Origin of the sequence: Bacteroides sp. An322 (assembly GCF_002161765.1) — a bacterium.
In the GTDB taxonomy this organism is placed as follows: Bacteria; Bacteroidota; Bacteroidia; order Bacteroidales; family Bacteroidaceae; genus Phocaeicola; species Phocaeicola merdavium.
On the sequence record NZ_NFIN01000012.1, the window covers coordinates 43,510 to 64,840 of the forward strand.

At 44.0% G+C, this 21,331-nt stretch carries 10 protein-coding genes and 1 pseudogene; all 11 read right to left on the reverse strand.

What is annotated here, in order from left to right; all coding sequences use genetic code 11:
• Positions 1 to 7 precede the first annotated feature (7 nt).
• Positions 8 to 742, reverse strand: a pseudogene (locus tag B5F91_RS08165) (glycosyl hydrolase 115 family protein).
• A 4-nt stretch (positions 743 to 746) separates the two neighbouring features.
• Entirely contained in the window at positions 747 to 1,073 is a 327-nt protein-coding gene (locus B5F91_RS15560; RefSeq protein ID WP_343210814.1) for a hypothetical protein, read from the reverse strand.
• A 218-nt stretch (positions 1,074 to 1,291) separates the two neighbouring features.
• Positions 1,292 to 3,259 carry a hypothetical protein gene (locus B5F91_RS08170; RefSeq protein ID WP_239416380.1) on the reverse strand — a complete coding sequence of 656 codons (1,968 nt, stop codon included), beginning with the start codon at positions 3,257 to 3,259 and terminating at the stop codon, positions 1,292 to 1,294.
• Positions 3,260 to 3,396: 137 nt separating this feature from the next.
• Positions 3,397 to 5,964 carry a glycosyl hydrolase 115 family protein gene (locus B5F91_RS08175; RefSeq protein WP_087428599.1) on the reverse strand — a complete coding sequence of 856 codons (2,568 nt, stop codon included), beginning with the start codon at positions 5,962 to 5,964 and terminating at the stop codon, positions 3,397 to 3,399.
• A gap of 159 nt (positions 5,965 to 6,123) precedes the next feature.
• Positions 6,124 to 7,920 carry a cellulase family glycosylhydrolase gene (locus B5F91_RS08180; RefSeq protein WP_239416381.1) on the reverse strand — a complete coding sequence of 599 codons (1,797 nt, stop codon included), beginning with the start codon at positions 7,918 to 7,920 and terminating at the stop codon, positions 6,124 to 6,126.
• A gap of 237 nt (positions 7,921 to 8,157) precedes the next feature.
• Positions 8,158 to 10,305, reverse strand: a complete 2,148-nt coding sequence (locus B5F91_RS08185) for an endo-1,4-beta-xylanase (RefSeq protein ID WP_239416379.1) — start codon at positions 10,303 to 10,305, stop codon at positions 8,158 to 8,160.
• A gap of 51 nt (positions 10,306 to 10,356) precedes the next feature.
• Positions 10,357 to 11,391 carry a DUF5627 domain-containing protein gene (locus tag B5F91_RS08190; RefSeq protein ID WP_087428602.1) on the reverse strand — a complete coding sequence of 345 codons (1,035 nt, stop codon included), beginning with the start codon at positions 11,389 to 11,391 and terminating at the stop codon, positions 10,357 to 10,359.
• A gap of 35 nt (positions 11,392 to 11,426) precedes the next feature.
• Entirely contained in the window at positions 11,427 to 13,229 is a 1,803-nt protein-coding gene (locus B5F91_RS08195; protein ID WP_087428603.1) for a RagB/SusD family nutrient uptake outer membrane protein, read from the reverse strand.
• A 34-nt stretch (positions 13,230 to 13,263) separates the two neighbouring features.
• Entirely contained in the window at positions 13,264 to 16,110 is a 2,847-nt protein-coding gene (locus B5F91_RS08200; RefSeq protein WP_087428604.1) for a SusC/RagA family TonB-linked outer membrane protein, read from the reverse strand.
• A gap of 33 nt (positions 16,111 to 16,143) precedes the next feature.
• The gene (locus B5F91_RS08205) at positions 16,144 to 18,090 is read right to left on the reverse strand and encodes a RagB/SusD family nutrient uptake outer membrane protein (RefSeq protein WP_087428605.1); all 1,947 of its coding nucleotides are present in this window, start codon (positions 18,088 to 18,090) and stop codon (positions 16,144 to 16,146) included.
• A gap of 9 nt (positions 18,091 to 18,099) precedes the next feature.
• Positions 18,100 to 21,201, reverse strand: a complete 3,102-nt coding sequence (locus tag B5F91_RS08210) for a TonB-dependent receptor (protein ID WP_239416382.1) — start codon at positions 21,199 to 21,201, stop codon at positions 18,100 to 18,102.
• Between the last annotated feature and the right edge of the window lie 130 nt (positions 21,202 to 21,331).

Sequence of the window (21,331 nt, forward strand, 5' to 3'; positions counted from 1 at the left end):
TATCTTGTTATTCGTCCTTAATGATTTGGCGTTGTCCTTCCACTACATGGTGCAATACTTTCATATTTTCTTCATCGTTGCCTTTACCCATTGCCACATCACCGTCTCCACGCATGCCAATAGTAATGATATTATCGAAATTCTTATTCCGTTCCAAACCGTCACGGAAGAATTTGTCAAGGTTCTTCTTGTTGGTTGCATAATCCCACGCACCGACCTCTTTCCGGCGGTTGGTATATTCCTTGTGGGCACGCATCATGGGTTCGTGGTGTGAGGTACCCATGATAATTCCATATTGGTCTGCTATCACCGGATTCTGCGGGTCGTCTTCGTTAAATGCAGTAGCCCACATAGCTGGTCAAAAATAATTCGCTTTCAGGCGCAACAGAAGTTCGAATAAATGACTGTACATCTTCGAGTTCAGTCCTCCGAATTGAGCAGAAGCCCAGCCGCCGAATGAGGGCCATTCATCGTTGATAAAGATACCGCGGTATTTTACTTTTGGAGACGGTTGTATATATTTTCCGGCTTTGACATAAAGCGATTCGCTTTTGCGTACAGGTACATCTGCCCACCAATACCACGGGGATACGCCTATTTTTTCAGAAATGTCGTAGATACCGTAGATTGTACCTCGTTTGTCGCTTCCGGCAACGACTAAATTCCCGTCTACAGTCTGTATCAGAAACGATTCCCATTGTCCTTTAACAGCAGATACATCCAGTTTTCCTTCCGAAACCAATTGGTCAATCAGCGGGCTTTTCCCGATTGTTCCTATTAAGATAGTTGGGGTAGAAGAGGAGGTGTTTTTTTATTAATTGCGGTTCTGCGCCCGATACCATTCGAATATCGTTCACCAAGTCTCCTGCTGCACGAACGACTCCTTCCCAGTCTTCGGAAGAGACGCAAACGGCAGTCGCTTTGCCTTTGGCTGCTATGCAAAAAGCATCAGCCGATTTTTCATATTGAACGTATTGAGGTACCGGACTGAGCAAATCGGTCTTTACAGGCTCGCTCTTATCGGTACATCCTACTGCTAAAAAAATACTGAGGATAAAGAGAAGTTGTTTCATTATTTGATACTATTAAAAGGTTAATTCCGCCAACGGGTAGAGAGAATAAAAATGAATCGTTTCATGGATAAAGATTTAGAGCTATGTGTTTGTTGATTGTGGATATCAGAAGTAAGGAAGAGAAGTCGTATTTTATTGAGGTTGTAGGAGTTAAAAGCCAATGCTTTTTATAATAGAACTATTGGCTTTTAACTCCTCTAACTCTTAATTCTTCATTCTTAATTCTTCATTACTACCGTGTACGTCTTCACCATACCGTTGTAATCGAATTTCACGATAGCTTTGCCGTCTTGGGCTTCTGGCTGGGTGATTTCGATTTTTACATTCGGGTTGTTCGATGAAGCGGTGAACTGTGGAATAGCAGTTGTTCCGGCAGGAAGGGTATAAGTTGCTTCATATTGGTCGTAACCTGTATAACCGTTGGCATTGGTTGAGCGGACAGGAATTGTCGGAAGTTCGATTTCCTGACCATCTGCTTGAATGCTGACTGTCGGTGCAGCCGGATAAACCAAGCTATTCTTATCGGCACTGAATCCCAATCCCTGCAAAGTGCATACTTGACCTTCAGCATCGCTTTCGGCAACAAGATAAATGGCATGTTTCTTGTCTAAAGCCTTCACCGCATCGGTTACATCAATGGTGTATTTCGAAACTTCGCCCTTATTTGAACCGGCAGGAACTGTAATTTCACCGATTTTCTTGCCTTTCCATACTTCGTTGTCCCACGGACCGTCTATCCATACATTTATTTTGAATGCGGCATCGGTTTGTGCTGTTAAGAAGAGGTTGAAATACGTTTTGTCATAATTCTTGGCTCCGGCAAACGGTTTCAGTCCCTTCTGAGCTTGCTCCAATCCTCCGAATCCGAAGTATTTGTAGCCGATGATGTCACCCGGATTGACGTTGATAGGCATATCATTGCTCCAAATGTCCCATGAATCCTGTTGGCTGCCTACGTTTGACAAATAGCAAGCATAACCGGCAGAATAGTATTTATACGGGTCCATACCGAAGATTTGGAAACCTTCTGAAGTTACTTCTGCACCTGTGTAGGTATCGCCGTTGCTGGCTTTGGCTTGCCAAATGCTGTCGGGAGCGTATGGGTCGTAACCGGAAATAGTTACTTTTCCGCCTTCTGCTACGGGTGTTTCATCCCATTGGATGATGACAGGGGCTACCATTGCCTGACGGGCAAAACCGAAACCACGTGGCGGGCGATGATAGAATACATACCATTGGCCGTTGATTTCCTGCAGGCTGCCGTGGGTGTTGTGTGCGGCATTGGTAGCCTGTAATTTGCTTCCGTCTTCGTTCAGTACGATACCGCGTGAGTCTACCAATACGCCTCCGCTGCGCCACGGACCTAACGGGCTATCGCCGAAAGCATAACGTAAAGTTGAATTGGTGCTTCCCAATCCATAATCCGGTCCCGAATAGCCTGAGAATATCATCACATATTTATTGCCTACCTGGCGGATAGACGATGCTTCGAAGAAATTGAAATCTTCGGGTTTCTGTTCTTTATACAGTGCCGGATATTTAGTTCCTTTCGGGTCACGTATTTCGCCGTATCTGGCACTGGCTGGGATGAAATAAGGAATGATTTTCGTACCCGGACGTACTGAATACATTGTATTTTGGTCCAGTTGGGCAGCCGATGAATGTTGGAAGCCCCAGAATCCGTAGGCACGGAATCCGATTTCATAATCCGGGTCTTTCGGATCGGTAATGTTTTCTACAAAGATAGAGGGGTCAAAGCCCAAGATGCTTCCTTCTACGGTACGTGTTCCGTCCTCGTTCAGATTGACCGGAGTGAAAGGACCGTCCGGGCGGCTTCCTTTACACACCATGGCTTCGCGGTTAGCTCCGCGGCTGTGTGGGTATAGGTAATATTCCTTTGTCCCGTCTTTTTTCTTGATTTCTACCAAGTCTGGTGCATACATCACGTCCCATTGGTCCTCTATTTGGTAAGTGAATATCGCACCTTCGTCACGCCAGTCGGTCAAGTCTTCTACCGGTGCCGACCACATACGGATGTCTGCACCACAATAGCTGTCATAGCGCAAATCGTGCGAACCGATGATGTAGGCACGGAATTTGCCCGGATTGTCAGGGTCTTCAAACACGCGGGGCTCTCCATCGGGAAGATGTTCCCAAAGCGGAAGATACGGATTTCCTGTTCCCATCAGTTGTGGGTCGAGTGTCTCTTGTGATGAACTTCCACACGAGGTAGTGAGGGTTAGTCCGAAAGCGAAAGCCAATACTGCTTTCATGGGATAAAATTTCTTCATATTTATAAAAGGTTTAAATTTATGCTTACTAATTATTTCCGTGTACAAGGCGATTCTTCTCCAAACAAGTATGACGGTTCATAGCCTCCGTAGTCAACTACGATTTTTTCGAGGACAATGCCTGGGTCTTTCGGTTCGAAATTCAGTGTATAAGTGCCGTCTGCCGATTCTGGAAGTTTCATCCGTACAGTCTTTTCTACTACGCGGCGGGCTACGGTCGGATAGTAAATGCTGTAGATGTTTTCCGGGTCTTCGTTCAAGTTATGGTTGAAGTTGATAGCTTCTTCCTGTCCTCCTTCAAATCCGATGTTGTATGTATGTCCGGTTTGGTTGTGGAAGGCAAGGGTTGATTTCACGATAACATGTACGGTTACCGAATCCGTTTTTTCAGGGATTTGCAGTTTATATGACAACGATGCTCCGTCTGTCGGAACAGTATAAGGCATCAATATCATGGCGCTTAATGTACGTCCCATGTACGGCAATACCGTCCATTGGGCTTCTGCTGCATCGGTACGGGCAAAGTAATGTTCGGCTTCCATTGCTACATAACCGTCCTTTCCGGTAAAGACATAGTTGCCTATGGCTTGTTCCGGTTGGTCTATCCGGTGGATTTCGGGCAACTTATCGGCTGGGAAATTGTCGTTCCACGAGGTATATCCGATGTGTTTCTGTGTCATCATGCCGTTCCATTTGCCGTTTGCCATGGTGTGGTTATAGTCGTCACACAATTGTTTGTCCCTTGCAAAAGCTTTTTCCACTTTGTCTGCCCATTCGTTGGCTGCCGGATTTCCTTCAGCATATAGTTTCAGATTCATTGCCTGTGCGTAATACATTTCGTGCAGGTTTGCCATAGCTTGAACGGGGAAGAGAATCAGTTGCTTATACGCATCGCGGTATTCCGGTTTCAGGCTGATGTATTGTCTGAGGGCTTCTGCTTCCAGTTGGGCATAGTCGCCAACCACCTGACGCCATTCACCCGTTTCTAGATTATATACGGTGCGGTCCAGCATTTCGGCTGTGCTTCTTCCGTTGTATTTGCAGCAGAGGTTCAAGATGCGGGTAGCTTCGTCTGCCTGGTCTTCGCCAAAGGCAGCTGCACAGAATTGGCGGGTATGTCCCAACAGGTTTTCTGCATTATAGGTTTTCGGATTCCAAGCCATATCCAGGAAAAGGGTAATCGGATATTCCATCGGCTTCAGGTCGCCCACGTTCAATATCCAAAGTTTGTCTACTCCGTAGTCGTAAGTCAGTTGCAGTTGTTCCCACATATTCTGTATCGGAGTTGCGTTGAGCCATTTCGAGTTACGGGGAGCACCTACATAGTCTACATGGTAATACATGCCCCATCCGCCCGGATGTTTACGTTCTTCGGCATTCGGCAGACGGCGTATATCGCCCCAGTTGTCATCACATAACAGCAAAATCACATCATCGGGCACGCGCAGTCCGCGGTCATAATATTCCAATACCTCTTTATATAAAGCCCATACCTGAGGCGTTTCCTTAGCCGGACGTCCGGTCACTTCTTTGATAATCCGGCGTTGGTTTTTGAAAATATCCTCCATAAGCTTTTTGTTTTTCTCGAATTGGGGAACATATTCATGGTCTTTTCCTTCTTCGCCTCCCATGGCTGCATCACCGTCGCCACGCATACCGATAGTTACCACATCTCTAGTCCCTTTCATGCGTTCAATACCTTCGCGGAAGAAACGGTTCAGTCCTTCCGGATTGGTTGCATAGTTCCATGCGCCGTATTTATCACGGTTCCGGGCATATTCCTGATGATTCCGTGCCATGGGTTCGTGGTGTGAAGTACCGATGCTGATGCCCATTTCGTCTGCGGTTTTTCCGTTCTCAAGGTCATCTGCATAAAATGCCCATCCCCACATAGCGGGCCATAAGAAATTACCTTTCAGACGAAGTATCAGTTCAAATACTTGTTTATAGAAACGGTGGTCGCCATAATTGGTTCCGTAAGTGTTTTTTACCCAGCCGGTCAGGCAAGGAGCTTCATCGTTCAGGAAAATACCACGGTATTTCACGGCAGGTTCTCCGTCGGTATAAGTTCCGGTTTGTGCATAGACTTGGGTTTGTTTGGCGGTCGGTACATCCATCCACCAGTACCAGGGTGATACTCCCATTTGTTCCGATAACTCATAGATACCGTATATGGTGCCTCGCATGTCACTTCCGGCAATTACCAAAGCTCGTTCGATACCTTCCAAAGGTTGGTCGATAACTTGAATGATGTATTTTTCGTTTTTCCCTTCCAATTCTTTCTTATTCAGTTTGCCTGTTTTAAACAGTTTTTGAATGTAGGGCGATTGGGTACTTCCGACTAAGATGTACGTCTTGTCCGTCGGGGAGTTTACCGCTTCGGCTTTGGTGCCGGATACGCGGAGGAAGTCTTCTCGTAAGGTCTCTACAGCAATCAGAATACCTTTTTCTTCGTTGCTGTCTACCAGAATCGGGCAAGGCTTCCCGTTGTCTACAATAGGAAAACCTGCATCTGTTCGGCTAAATACAATAAACGGTTCTGCCGCGTATGTGCAGCAAAAAACGAGTAAAAACAAAAATGAGATGCTTAGTTTTTTCATGGTTATTGTTTTTAAGTTTACGGCAAAGATACAAAGAGAAAGCGTTTTTCCCGTTAACGTATGTATCAGAATCGTTTCATTTTGTTGCATGAAAAATCAGCCATACCTTTTTTACGTGTTTTTTTGTAATGGAAGATAGAGCTTCCCTAAGATGGGATGTTATTCTAATATTACTTGTTTGATAATAAACGGTTTATTTCCCATTGACCAAAAACCAATAATATATAGGTGTGATGGATTAATGGAAGCACCTGTTTGGTCTTTCATATTATGTAAGTCAATTACAATGCGACGTGAGTTGCCGAAATCATACGTTGCGGGATTGCTCCAATAATTGTTTTTGTCAAATAATCTAAAGGAAATGTCACTATCATTGTCACTTCCTAATTCTACAGTTAATGTTTTATATTTTGACAAGTCTAATCCGTTGGCATATTCCCAGCCTCCAAAACCATATTGACCGGTAGTTAATGTGTGGCTTTCTTCATCAAAAGTGCCTTGTTCCCAAATACTGGGATTAAACATGGATTCAGTCAAAGGGAAAGGAGTAATGACATTAACATTCAGTTTTAAGGTTTTTTCTTCATTTTGTTCTGAAGTATAACTTATGGTTACTGTGGCTGTCCCGATTTTCTTTGCATGCATTTCTCCTGATTTTTTTATTTCGAGTATATCGGGATTGCTACTTTGTATGTTCGATTGAATGGTTACTGGTCGGCTGCTGCCATCTGCATATAAAGCATTTACAATAGCATACTGACTGTCTCCCATACGTATGTCTAATTCATTACCTGTGATTCCTGTTAGTGTTAAGCCTATCAGTTCTCCTTGTATAGGTGCTTCACCTGCATATTCTAATAGCCAATGGTAAACAGGCCACGGACAAGCCTCTGGGTCGTTAAGGAAGGTATAAGCACCTTCAGTGCCAGGAGTGTCTGCAAAATTTATAAGTAAATGTGTACTTGTAAAAATCATCCAACTTACGTTCCCTGTATTATCGGCAATGTATTTGAAATTAGCTCCGAAACCAATTCCGCCTGTTACGCCCGTAATGCTTTTTCCCCATGAGGAGTCATACTTGGCAGGTGCCCAGTCCATTTCTGTCACCATGATGGGCGCGAAATTTGCGACCGGTATTACCTGAGCGTCCCAGCCGCGCTGGAAGCCTTCATATCCGCCTCCCATTACACCGCCAAGTTCTGCACTAGGTTCTTCAGCGTCACTCCCATACCAGCCAGGATATACGTGTACAGCATATCCAATATTATCACCTTTTATTGGATAAGTGGCATATCCGCTATACGACGATTGATAAGCGAGTCCCGGTACCCAAATGATGTTGTCCGCCCCGTTGTTGCGAATTACGTCCACCACGCTTTGGAAAAATGTATTCATGCTTTCGAATTGTGGCAGGGTCGAACTACCGGTTGAGCCGTCAGTTCCTACGATGTTAATGGGCTCGTTGGCAAGTTCGAACATGACACCCCAGTTGCCTTTCAGCTTAGGATGGCTCGACACGATGTCCCATACCTCTATTAGGAACGTATTGTAGTCATCGCCTACCCGTATTACCTCTGGGCAGACTCCGGGCGGACGCATTACCACGTACAATCCCTTGCTGTTGGCATATTCTACCATGGGGATAAATACTTCGTCCAGGTATTTCTTGAAGCGTTCGGAAGAAAAACGCTCGTGCCCTTCATAGCGCACTGACTCTTGGTCGGGGTCATCACTCCAATAGGGGTCCATGTGCATTCGGATGAAATCCATTCGCCAGCCGGCTTTTTCCATTCCGTCTATTTGCCTTTTATTGTATGAAAGGCATCCAGCTATATCGTAGTTATCCCATGCATTTTGATTGAAGTACGGACTGAATGTCATTCCATATCCGTGGAGGTTTACAGTTTCGCCCGCTTCGTTGTGCAGATACTTGCCGCTTATGTACAGTCTCGGCATCACCTGCTCTATCGGTTCTTCGGGTTCAGGGGGTATTGGATTTTCGCTTTGTGTTACTGTATCGTCAGAACAAGCTGTAAAACATATACTGCATAACAATACCCATAAATAGGTAATAAAATATTTTTTCATTTTTCAATAAGTAAAATAATTGTCAAGATAAAAAATCCCCCTTTCTATCACCCCAAAATGGACATGACAGAAAGGGGGAATTTTTACATTCTATTGTGTAGAATTTTATTCTTCACTCATATTAGGTGTAGGAGTGACTATTACACTGCCTGCCAAACCGTTGGCGAAACCACCGTAGGTAGGTTTGCGGTTATAGTTCAAATCCCAAAGTCCTACAGGCTCGCCGCCTCTCCAGCCCGAATCAGCCGGGCTGTCGGTCATACACCACTGCGTGATACCATACTGCTGTGCTACAGGAATGATTTCGAAGTACTTCTGGATGATGAACTGATAGAACTCAGCCATCTTCAGTTGTTGTTCGTAAGTCACATTCTCGGTCTTGATACCCGTACCGAACGCGTTTTCTATGATTCCCATATCCAATTCGGAAATCTTGATGAGTTTACCGGTAGCAGCCATCAGTTGGAACATATTCACGATAGCATCTTCCTGGGCTTTCTGGTCTGCCTCGTTCAGGATGTAGCTGACGTGCATCTGCGTGCCGATACCGTCAATCTTGGCTCCGTTTTCTTCCCACACTTCAATCCAGTGGATGAGGCTCTTCAGTTTCTGGTTGCCGTCCCACCACGATTCCAGGTTGTAATCGTTAATGAACAGTTTCAAGTCTGCTGCATTGCCTCCGTGTTCAACGAAATATTTCTCTGCCAATTGGGTTACAATAGGCACATAGTCTTCGTTTCCTAAATAGTCTTGCCAGTAGAAGTTGGTAGACGGGTCGCCGTTGGTTGCCGATTGGAGGTCGTAATAACCGTCGCCATCGTAATCGTCACCAGCAATAGCTTCATTAACTGCATCCCATGCAACAACATAACCACCACAGGCTTCCATCATGCCGTTAATCCAGTTATCCATTGCCCAGGTAAGAGTGTCTTTCTTTTCTTCGGGGGTCAAGGGTTCTGTATTGGCTGGTACTTGGATATAAAATTCCAAATCATCGATATAAATATCTCCAGCAAAGCTGCCAAAGCTAAAGATTAAGCGTGTAGCTCCTTCTCCGTTGCAAGTACAAGATTGAGTTACGTCTTGCCATTCGGTGTTGAAGTTAACCGAACCAAAATCACCGGTAGAAGCATAGTTCGAGCTGATTTGAAGTCCTGCACTGAAATTTCCAGAACCGGAACCTTTGATTTTGTAAGATACAAAGTAAGTTTCGCCAGGAGTAAACGGTGTCTCGAAATCTACTGCCATTTGGGCTGCCCATGCTTCTACAACCGAAGGATTGGTTATCTTCATAGCTGCACTTCCGTCAGGACCTGCACCTTGTACAATCTCAAAGGTAGAGTTATTACCCCAACCGCCTGGATGCTCTGTACCGGAGAAATCGTTTTGGTAAAGATACTCATTCTTTACTGATTGTGGAATTTCCATGTGTGAGACACTCAACCATTGGATGCGTACTTCGCCTTCATAAGTTCCAGGCTGAAACACAACAAAACTGCTTTCTACCGGACAATTGGTGAAGTTCAAAGAAACTTCAGTCCATTCGTCTGTGAAATTCATTGTTTGTTCCAACAAGTTGCCCCAATTACCAAACTGTACATTCATTGAGCCGGGAGTCGTACCTTTAATATAAGCGGTTACTTTATAATCTCCGCCAATTGTTGTTGAAATGTTATCAGCAACAAAATACTGATACCATTCTCCGGGATAATTACTAACCATGCAGCCGTCTTTAAACTCAGGCGTATATCCCATCACATAAAACGGATAACTCGTATAAGTTGAATAATCTTCCCGTTTTATTTCTACTTCAATCGGTTCTACCGGTCCTGTATCAAGCACCCTGTCCGCAATAATTCCATTCAGATACGTATTGTTCTGTTGCGAATGCCAAGCCAAGGTATGACCGTAAATAGTCATTCCTGCCTGACGTGCAGCATCTACAAACCGAGTTACTGTAGAGAAATCCATAGAACCATCATTTGCCACACAACTGGCATATTTCATTTCATTGCCAGCAGTCATTTCATCGAAATTATTCCGGGCAACCGTATGCACCTGTGTGCCGGCAATAAAGTCGTTTGCGCTCAATGCAATACCCAACTTAAAATCAGGATTAGTTTTGCTGCGGTCTATGTACGTTTTCAGTGCATCGTAAGCGTTCAGATATTCATATTGCGCAATTTCTGCCGGTTTTTCCACTTGGAAATCGACAAGCTTATCATCGGCGCACGATGCTAGCATACCCATCATGGCCGCATATAAAAAATGTTTTGTGTACTTCATTTACATATCCTCCCTTACTTAATTAGCATTATATGTCGGGGTAAATTGTTCACCTCCGACACCACGTGTCTGAACCACAAGCGTATCATTCGTCTGCATATTAATGTTTCCGAAATTAATGCTATAGTTCAAATGAAGCGCATCGCGTTTTTTATTCGCCCAACTATCGGCATCTTTTACAAAGTCACCTTCACCTTTAGCCGTATAACCTTTCGTATTAGAGGTAATCGTACAATGATTGTTGTCGTCGAATGTCAACAACAAGTCACATGTCAACTCTTCGCCTTCACCCAAATCCAATGTAACAGGGAATATGCATTGTTTCAAACCGGCAGTAGTCACCTTACATACTTCACTGTCTTCTACATATACGACACCACGGTCAATTGTTTCCGTTTCCCCGTCGCGAGTAACCCGGTCTATGCCTCGGCGCAAATAAGACGCATGCCAAGGATTGATGAATTTCAAGCAATACAGCACGAAATCCTTGGGTTGCACATTCCAATATGCAGAATTGGTACGCACTGGTGTATCACCTTCTATCGATGGAGTTCCCGTTAAAATGCGGTCAGCATTTACCACATTCGACATTACCAACGGAATGACATACGTATTCTTCAACGAATTAGGATCGGCAAAAAAAGCATCAGTGAACTGTACATCTACGTAGCCCCATTTGTCATTGTCTAATACAATTTGGTCTCCTCCCAATGAATAATAATCGGAAGGCATAGCCACTACCGGCGAACCGTCTTCAAAATACAGATTGTCGCAAAGTGTATTATCCACGTCAATATCTACCGAAATCCGTTTTTCGTTTTTATATACACCACCCATGGTAGCATATATCTGACAGCGGTGTTCGTTGTCGATTGTCGTATCAAAATCTTCAGACTCACCCAATACAATGGTACGTACCGGATATTGGTAAGCGAAATATACGGAAGTGCCTCCTTCATAGTCGTCAAATGTAAAGTCTTGATTTTCACACGACGTAACTCCGAATACTAAGGCGCTTGCAACCGTTATCAATTGTAGTTTAGATAATTTCATAATTACTTTTTTTTCGTTTTACATATCAAACTTGATTACCATCCTGCATTTTGTTGCAGATTACTCCATTTCAACACCTCTGCATAAGGTATAGGACCGTAAGTCATATAATCGCTGTAGTTTCGTCTTTCAACATCAATGACTTCATAAGTCAATGTTCCTCCGACTTGGTCAATTTCGATACCTTTAGCAGTTTCCGTCAAATCCAATTGCCAACGACGCATATCCCAGAAGCGTTTGTTCTCAAAACAGAGTTCTATACGGCGTTCGTTACGAATCAATTCGCGCATCTGTTCCTTGCTTGCCGCACATGCTTCCAAATATGGATCACCGTTGTCGACACCTACACCAGCACGTGAACGAATGGCTTTGATAACATCGTATGCCGAATAACCATGGCTTCCTGTACCGGTTGGTCCCCATGCCTCATTAGCAGCTTCCGCATAATCCAAGAATATTTCCGTCATGCGGATACGTACCGGATAATGGAATTGGGTTGTATTGTATTGCGGATTCGGATTACAGTCACTACGCAACAGTTTCCGCATATAATACCCCGTGCGGGTAGAAGTACTCTGCCTGCCCAAGGCATCATTATTTGTGCCGTATACGCCGGTAATGATTTGTGTGTTGCTTGTGCCGTAAGTCGCACCGTTATACAAAATGTATTCGCTCAAGCGCGGGTCACGGTTTGTATACGGGTCATTGGGATCGTATTCAGAGTCTTTGTCATCAATGGGATAACCGTTTGCCATTGGGAATGCATCCACAAGATTTTGGGTAGGGTTGATACGTCCGTTTCCATACAAGGAAGGAGGGAAATTGTCTTTTTCCTGGTTCAAGCCCAAAGCATAATCTTCTGCACTGTTATCACGGTCGCCTCTCCAAAGGATTTCAGGTGGACAAGCTCCTGACCCCAATCCATCTATTTCAGCAGTATTCATAAACCACTTGTAACCATCCTCATCCATACCGCTTACACCACCGATCCGGTCAAGAACTACAGCTGCATAGTTTGCCGCATCTTCCCATGTCACTGTTGTACCGTCACTAAAAGCAGGACTTGCAGCTACTAACGTTATCTGAGCACGGATGGCTTCAGCGATGCGGGCAGTAATACGTCCACGCATGTGCGACCCGTTTACACGGTTATAATCACCGGCATTGGTCACGCCGATTTCCTGATACTTTTGCGGAATCTCTGCATTCGAGATGTCAGCGTAGTCTGCCGGAAGCAGTTCGATAGCCGCATTCAAGTCTTCCAACATCCAGTCTACGCATTCCTGATAAGTATTTCTCGGCAAATTATAATTCGAGTTTACATCTTCAGGTTCTTTAATAATAGGAAGTCCCAGCAATTCGCCGTCTTCAGTCCAACCTCCATGTGCCAGCATCAAGAAATACATATTCAATGCACGCAAAGCATAAGCTTCGCCTTTCAATCTGTCTGAATACATTTGGTGTACTTTTTCATCCTCTGCCCATGCAATATCATCTACTTTCGACAAGAAAGTGTTGATGTATTGGATAGCGGCCCGGCATCCTTGCCACTTCGACATCGGGTCATTATTTGATGTCCACGAACCTGTTGCCATAGCCAGATACGTATTTGCCCGGTCGTTTGTCACAGCATCGTCTGTAGCGACATCCGAAACAGATTTCGTATCATAGGGCAATAAGGAATAGGCATACCCCAATACGCCTTGTGCATACGAAGGGTCGTCGTACATATTATCTTCGGAACGGTTGTTCTCCAATGCCGGCTCAAACATGTCGGTACACGAAGCCAACAGCGGAATCAGAACTCCAAAAGTCAGTATGTTTTTTATTAATTTCATGCCATTTCAATTTTTAGTGTTCATATACTTTTTATCAGAATGTCACTTTCACACCCAGATTATAGAATCGTGTCTGCGGTGCGCTTCCCACATTCATTTCCATGTGTTCGCGTTCTTTCGAGATAGTCAGCAAGTTTGAACCGCTGATATATGCCGAAAAGCCTTTTACAAACGTGTTCTGCAAGAAACGTTTCGGAAGGTCATAGGTAATCTGTATCTTAGCCAAGTCGAAACGGTTGGCTTTATACATCCAGAAGTCTGATGTCTGGAAATTGTTTGCGCCAGTTTCAGTAGTCAAACGCGGATAAGTAGCAGTAGCGGCAGTTTCCGGAGTCCAGCGGTCACGTACTACAGCCGAATACTTGCCGTCGCCATATACCCAATAGTAAGAACTGTTCTTCACGCCGTATGAGCCTATGCCAGCGGTACCCAAAGCAAAGAAAGTAAAGTCTTTCCATTTGGCAGTCAAGTTCAAACCGAAAGTGAAGGGCGAACCATACCAACCACCTTTACCTAAGTACACTTGGTCGTTGCTGTTAATAACGCCGTCACCGTTCTGGTCTTTGTATTTGATATCGCCCGGACGTACGGTGCCTCCGAATTGTTGTTCTGGAGAGTTTTCGATTTCTTCTTCACTTTGGAAGAATCCCAAACTTTCCAAGCCCCATATACCATCCAACGGCTTTCCTTCACGGTTTTGGTAATCCCACTCGTTCACTTCACTGCGTTTAGTAGCCTTGGTGTCGTAGTAAGTTCCAGCTACGCCTAACGAGAAGTCCACTTCGCCGATTCGTTTATTGAAGTTCACGGCAAAATCGAAACCGATGCGGCGGTTGTTATCATTATTAATATAAGGTATAATAGAAGCTTCCGGATAGTAAGTGAAGAAGTAATTCGGGAAATTTACTTCCGGTCTTACCACATATCCTTCCATGGAATTGATGAAGAACGAAGCGTCTGCTGTAATCATCTTGTTCCACAACGAGGTATGTACATTAGCAGAAATTTCTTTCCGTTTTACAAAAGTCAGGTCTTCGTTGGCACCTCTGACAGACATTGTATATTGCTCCAAACTACCGTCGTACCAGCTCCATCCGTAAGCTTGTTGCCAAACCGCTTCGTACATATAGAAATCTGTTAAGTCGATGTCTTCGTTCAGGATGCTTCCGGATACGCTGACTGTCAAATCGTCCACCACATCCGAATCAGCCAAGAATGATTCGTTACTTAACTTCCATCCCAATGTCAGTGACGGCGAGAAAGCATTGCGGTGTCCCGGAGCTAATTTGGCTGAATGTATCAATGCACCGCCAAAATCCATGTAATATTTCTGCTTGTAGTTATATCCTACCTGCAAAGCCAAATTCGCATTGCAGACACGGTGATATTGTGCAGAAAGCGTCTGCTGATATCCCGAAGCAATCAACATCGCAGATACATTATGGTCATTAGCAAACGTGTTCTTGTAATCGAACCAGCCCGAGAAAGCAATAGTCCGGTTATCCGTACTTCCGCTGATGTTTTGTACACCCGACTTTTCGTCAGTACCTTCTTGTGTCAGTCCGACAATTATGTCTTTGCCATCCGCATTCGACCATACTGGTGTATAGATAGCATACGAGTTGTTAAATGATGTGTTATAGGAAGTTGCATAATCCACCGCAAACAACGCATGGAATGAAAGCCCCTTCAATACCTTACTCAAATCCATATTCACACCCGTATCAAATTGGAATTGACGGCTGGTGTACTTGTTGCGTCCGGCAGCGTAATAATCGGCAAAAATATTGGTCGGGTCAATCTGAGTTCCTGCCAAGAAATACTTGCCGTCAATAATGTTACCAGAAGCGTTTATCAAGTCCCAAGCTGCTGTTGCGTTCGGGTCAATATAACTCAACGGAATCAAAGGCGCAGCAAATTCCGGTCGGTTCGGACGGAAAGTTGAGGCTGCCGACCAATAATCTCCGATAGCACTTTTCGAATCGTAGAACGTAGCGTTGGCATTGATGTAAGCGTCAATGAAGTCATTGATGTTCACATCTACGTTACCACGGATGTTCAAGCGGCTGACACTGTTGTTTTCTGCTTCGCCGAACTTGAAAAAATCCCCCTGACGGTAATAACCGATATTACTGTAAAAACGTGCTCTTTTATTTCCTCCCGAAATCTCAGCTGTTACGTCTGAACGGTTATATGCTTTCTTAATGTAATCAGACGAATAGAAATTCATATTCGGATAACGGTAAGGATTTTCTCCAGACGCATGATTATAGATATCCGTTTCGCTATACAGTGGGGAAAGTTTATCGTTCACACGCGCTTCGTTATACAAGGTCATATATTCTGCCGAACCTAAGTATTCGGGAAAACTCTTTGCTACATTAAATCCTGTATTAGCACGTACCTCCACTTTTAGTTTTTCTTCTTTACCGCGCTTGGTGGTAATCAATATAGCACCTTTCGCTGCCCGGCTTCCATACAATACGACCGCTTGCGCACTCTTTAAAAATGTAATCTGCGAGATTTCCGTCGGCAATACGTTGTTGGCATCACGAGGTACACCATCTACCAATACCAAATAGCCGGCATTGTCACCATCCATCCCCCATAAGGAGTTACCGTTCCAACCGCCAACGTAGCCTTGCATATTGTCTAAACTATACGTATTATAGTTCTTTTCTGTCAACTTTTCCATGTCGACAACAGAAACGCCTCCCAGCAATTCACTCTGTGCTACCTTACGGTAAGCGATCTGCACTAACGGATCTTGTCCGTTATTCAATGAATCGGATTCATTCACTGCAACATCCTGTGCGTTTACGCATAAAGGCGAAGCTGCAAACATGGCGCATAGAATGAGTTTCGTTTGTATATATTTCATTGTTTCTGTCTTTAGTGTTAAACATTCGTTATATTACCAACCCGGATTTTGTCCGAAATCAACATAAAGATATGTTTCATCATCGGGCAACGGGAACCAATAATGTTTGGTACCGAACACACGGGTTAAAATCACTTCCTCCCGCCAGTTGGCAACTTCCGCATCTCTCGGATCGTTCTCTTTGAACCATTCGTCACTTTCTACCCGAGTAAATTCTTGAGAAGTCTTTACCGTATAAGGATATTCTGTCAACAATAACCAACGTTGCAAATCGTTGAAACGGAACCCTTCGAACGAAAGTTCTACAGCGCGTTCACGACGAATTTCATCTAGGAGTTTTTCTCTGCTGGCTACGTAAGCAGCTCCTACATGCCCAGCACCACAACGGTCACGGATTGTGTTGATTGCGTCTTCTGCTGTCTTAGAGAAATTGGATGCTTTGCCTGTAGCTCCGTTTATAGCAGCACACGCTTCCGCATACATCAAGTAAATATCTGCCAAACGCATATAAGGCATATAGCAATGGTAAGCACCACCCCAAGCATAGTCCTGGTCATACTCGTTACAAGTATGGGGAACTATCTTTTGAATGAAATACCCGGTACGGCTTGCATTTGAAACAGAACGCATCACACCGTCTGTTTGAAGGTCACAATAACGCAAATATTCCTGATCAGCAGGCATCGTTGAATTGACATACTTGAACCCGTCAAATACAATATCGTGATAGAAACGAGGGTCACGGTCTTTGAACGGATGAGTCGGGTCAAATCCGGATTCCGGATCATCCAATGGAAGTCCATTAGCCATACCATACATATTTACCATATTGGCAGTCGGCTGATGAATGATGTTGTCGTGAGAAACCAAATTACCTACTTTAGGGCCAAATGTTTTCGACATATTCCAGTTACTACCATTTCCATCGCTGGAAAGGCCACGGAAAATTGCCTCTACCGAGCCAGGCATCAACCAATTCTGACGTGTGGTATAGAAAATGTCCGAATAACAAGATGAAGCATTCGAAGCACGTGTATGATTATAAATATCACTATAGTTGAATTCAGCCAAAGCATATTGAGTCTGGCCGCTTTCTACCAATGACAACAATTCGCCGAAAGCTTCTGCTGCCTTCCGGCAATATTCCTCATCGTAATTATAGGTCTGTGTACCACCTATCTGTGCGCCGTTTTTCATTAACGGGCTGCCTGCCCATAGATAGTTCTTTCCCAAATAGCCCAATGCCATAATCTTATTGATACGCAATTGGTTCTTACCTTGTGTCTGCTTTCCGACTGTAGTATCATCCCAATCAATAGGCAACAGGTCGGCTGCCCGACGGAAGTCTTCGGCTGCTTTATCGGCACATTCCTGATAACTTAAACGCGGCAATGTCATGTCTTCCGGATTGGAAGAGTCCAATACACGGTCGATATACGGCAGTCCTCCCCAATATTGCATCAATTCAAAATGCCACCATGCCCGGAAGAAATACAACTGCCCTGCAATCAAGTCACGTTCTTCTTCGGTAGCTGCTGTCATCTTGTCCAAATTGGCAAGTCCCACATTAGCCTTACGAATGCAATACCACGAATGCGGCCATAACGAGTGGTTAAACTTGTCGGTAGAAGTAGGATTACTGGAACTTCTATACAGCCAGCATTGGTCATTCGTTTGCCATGCACGGAAGTTACCCAAGTCTACCTGGTGTGTCATGTGGGCATCACCTTCGGTATTGAATATCTCATCATCTCCCCAGTTCCAAGAAGCACAATAATTACATCTTTCCTTATCGGGAATGCAGTTATAGATTTCTTCAATGAAACCTTGGAAATTCATAAAATCCTTGAACGCTTCTTCGCTGGATACGGTAGAATCCGGTTCCTTATCCAAGTAATCTTGACAAGAAGTCAGGTTGACCGTTCCCAACAAAAAGAATGTACTGACAAACAGCCACGTTCTATATATTTTCTTTTCCATATATCGCTTTTATAATGTAAACTTAATACCTAAATTATAACGTCTCACTGTAGGATATGCACCTAAGTAACCTGCACCGGACAGATTCGCTTCGCGGTCGTCCGGCATACGGGTCCAAAGCCACAAGTTGTTTCCGTTCAGATAAATCTTCAAATTACGGATGCCTAATTTATGAATCCAACCACCATTGAATGTATAGGCAATTTCCGCATTTTTCAAACGAATATAAGAACCGTCATACAAGTACTGGGTTCCATACGTATAATTGTTTGTTGAGGATGCGAATCTCGGAATAATGACTTCTGGATTGGCTTCATCTTTCGACCACCAGGTACCCGTATCGTATACAGTATTCAGTTTGCTGCCAAAGCTGGTAAGCGATACGTCACGGGTGACATTGGTTACTCCATAGAATTGTACGAATGCGCTGAACCCTTTCCATTCGAATCCAATCGTTGCATTGTACGTATTTTGCGGTGTATTTGAATAACCATAAGGTGCAGAGTCTTTGTTATCGATAATACCGTCACCGTTAAAGTCAACAATGTAATAGTCGCCTACCAAACGCTGCGAGTCATTGGTGTCGTGTGCAGGACTACCGTACAATTGGTCTAAGTTTTGGATGAAACCATTATCAATATAAGAGGTGTATTGACCGATAGCATAACCTGCCGCTTTCTGGTAACTTGGACGCAACGGTTGGTCGTCTTTTTCAAGCACCTTGTTTTCTGCATGAGTCATGTTGAAGTTACCCCACAAACGCATTTGGTTCGGGAATACTTTATTGAGGCGTAATTCCAATTCATATCCTCTTGTTTTCACCCGACCAATATTAGCTGTAGGAGGTGTACCGCCAAAAAATGCAGGAACCGAACGGTCGCTACCTGTTACCAAAATGTCAGTACGTTCATCGCGGAACACTTCTATCGTACCGGCAAGCAAGCCGTTTAAGAACGAATAGTCAACACCGAAGTTGAACTTCTTTACAGTTTCCCATTTTACGTCCGGATTGCCAATGGCTGATTCGCGGAACCATGTGTACACACTGGTACCCTGATTCAAATCCATGTAAGCATTGCCTCCGTATGCCCATTGATTCATATACAACCAACGGTTAGCTGAATTGAAGCGGTCGCCAAATACGTTATCATCACCGATTTCACCGTATGAAGCACGCACCTTCAGCATATCCAACCATTTCTTAGAGAAGTTCATGAACTTTTCTTCCGAAATCATCCAACCGATTGCGCCTGAATTAAAATAAGCGAAACGGTTTTCTTTGCTAAACTTATCTGAACCGTTGTAAGCGCCGTTGTATTCAATGAAATATTTGTCGGCATAATTATAGGTAACACGGAATGCCCAGTCTTCACGATAGATAGGCATCACACTACCTTTTGCCTCTTCCTGACGGCTGAATACTCCCATGGCAGTCAAATCGTGCTTGCCAAACGTGCGTGCCCAATTCAACTGAATCTGATAATACAAATTACGTACAGTTTCACCGTCGCTCACTGCACCGTCTGCTGTAGACCATTTTATGCCTTGCATCCAATCGAATTTATTGTTTGCGTCATACGTATTCTTATAAGATACTTCGCCTGTATCCGGATTAATCCACTTATATTGGGCATCGTTATTCAAGTCATTGATACCACGTGAAGTTTCAACGAATACGTTATCCCACGAAATCAAAGCCCTTGCAGACAATCCTTTGGTAATAAAGCTCAAATCTTGTTCTAACGTAAAGTCGGTATTGATACGGGTCGTAGTGCTTTCGTTTGTACCACCCAACGAAAGATTAGCTGCTGAGTTGGTTACATTAGATATATTCGGATAATATCCCCAGCTTCCGTCTGAATAAACGGGCAAGAACACGTCAGGCGCGATGTTGTAAGCACCTGCCCATTGCTGGCCAATAGACCATTCAGAAGCTCCGGTATTGTTCCACGGAGATTTACGTATACCGGTTGAACCTGCTAAATTAACCTTGAATACGGTAGTCTTTGTAATGTTGAAGTCAAGGTTACTACGTACGTTGATGCGGTCATAACCATAACCGGAATCATATCCACGGCCATTATCGTATACACGGAAAAGGTCACCTTCGTGTACATAGTCAGCAGAAGCAAAGTATTTTACGAATTCCGAACCACCGCTGATATTCAAATTTGCATTGTAAGAAATAGCCGAATCTTTAAACAACGCCTTCTGCCAGTCTACGTTCGGATAACGCTCGCGTTGTTCAACTGTGGTTTGATTGCGGTAGTTCTCGATAAATGCCTGCGGACGGATGTATGCCCATGATTCATCTGGAGTCAAAACCAATTCATGTTCCAATGCTACGTTACGTGCCATCAAAGCATCATACGAATCGAGCTTATTCGGTAATTTTGACGGAGCTTTCAATGTTGTGTTAAAACCGACGTCAATCTTAGCACCGCCTTCTTGACCTCGTTTTGTCGTGATTAAGATAACGCCATTCGCACCTTTCACACCGTAGACAGCTGTTGCAGAAGCATCCTTTAATACAGAAATTGATTCAACCGAACTGATATCAACCGAACTCATCGGACGTTCAATACCGTCGACCAATACCAACGGATCACTATTGTTCCAAGAACTTGCACCACGAATTGTAATTTGAGGTTCTTCTTCACCGGGCATACCGGAACCTTGCACCGTAATCACACCCGGCAAGTTACCTGTCAACGCCGCACCGATATCGCTAATACCTGCTGCGCGTTCCAATACTTTTCCTGTTGTTTGCGTGATAGCACCTACCACACTTGCTTTTTTCTGTTGTCCGTAACCAACTACTACAACTTCCTCTAAGACTTCTGAGTCATCTTCTAATGTAATACTCATCAAGCCGTTGGTTTTCACTTTCACTTCTTTAGTCTTCATACCAATGTATGAAATCACTAGTACAGAATTGGCATTAGGCACATTTAATTGGAACCTACCATCCAAATCCGATATTGTCCCCATTGAAGTACTGCCTTTCACAACAACAGACGCTCCAATGACCGTTTCACCATTCCCGTCAAGAATGACACCTTGTACGGGTATTCCTTGCTGTGCCCATATCGGCAAGCTGCTAAGTAGCATTAGCATAAGCAGGAAAGGAATCTTTCGAATGTTTCTTTTTGGGTTTTCCATTAATTCTTCTTAGCTTTTAAAGTTATACAACTTCTTTTTTAACTCTATTTTTTTGTTCTCTTTTGACATGAGTGTCTTA

Bases quoted from the DNA above. Each gene is read 5' to 3' on its own strand.
- B5F91_RS15560 (WP_343210814.1), bottom strand. From the start codon at position 1,073: ATGAAACAACTTCTCTTTATCCTCAGTATTTTTTTAGCAGTAGGATGT.
- B5F91_RS08170 (WP_239416380.1), bottom strand. From the start codon at position 3,259: ATGGGAACAGGAAATCCGTATCTTCCGCTTTGGGAACATCTTCCCGAT.
- B5F91_RS08175 (WP_087428599.1), bottom strand. From the start codon at position 5,964: ATGAAAAAACTAAGCATCTCATTTTTGTTTTTACTCGTTTTTTGCTGC.
- B5F91_RS08180 (WP_239416381.1), bottom strand. From the start codon at position 7,920: ATGCCGAGACTGTACATAAGCGGCAAGTATCTGCACAACGAAGCGGGC.
- B5F91_RS08185 (WP_239416379.1), bottom strand. From the start codon at position 10,305: ATGATGGGTATGCTAGCATCGTGCGCCGATGATAAGCTTGTCGATTTC.
- B5F91_RS08190 (WP_087428602.1), bottom strand. From the start codon at position 11,391: ATGAAATTATCTAAACTACAATTGATAACGGTTGCAAGCGCCTTAGTA.
- B5F91_RS08195 (WP_087428603.1), bottom strand. From the start codon at position 13,229: ATGAAATTAATAAAAAACATACTGACTTTTGGAGTTCTGATTCCGCTG.
- B5F91_RS08200 (WP_087428604.1), bottom strand. From the start codon at position 16,110: ATGAAATATATACAAACGAAACTCATTCTATGCGCCATGTTTGCAGCT.
- B5F91_RS08205 (WP_087428605.1), bottom strand. From the start codon at position 18,090: ATGGAAAAGAAAATATATAGAACGTGGCTGTTTGTCAGTACATTCTTT.
- B5F91_RS08210 (WP_239416382.1), bottom strand. From the start codon at position 21,201: ATGCTACTTAGCAGCTTGCCGATATGGGCACAGCAAGGAATACCCGTA.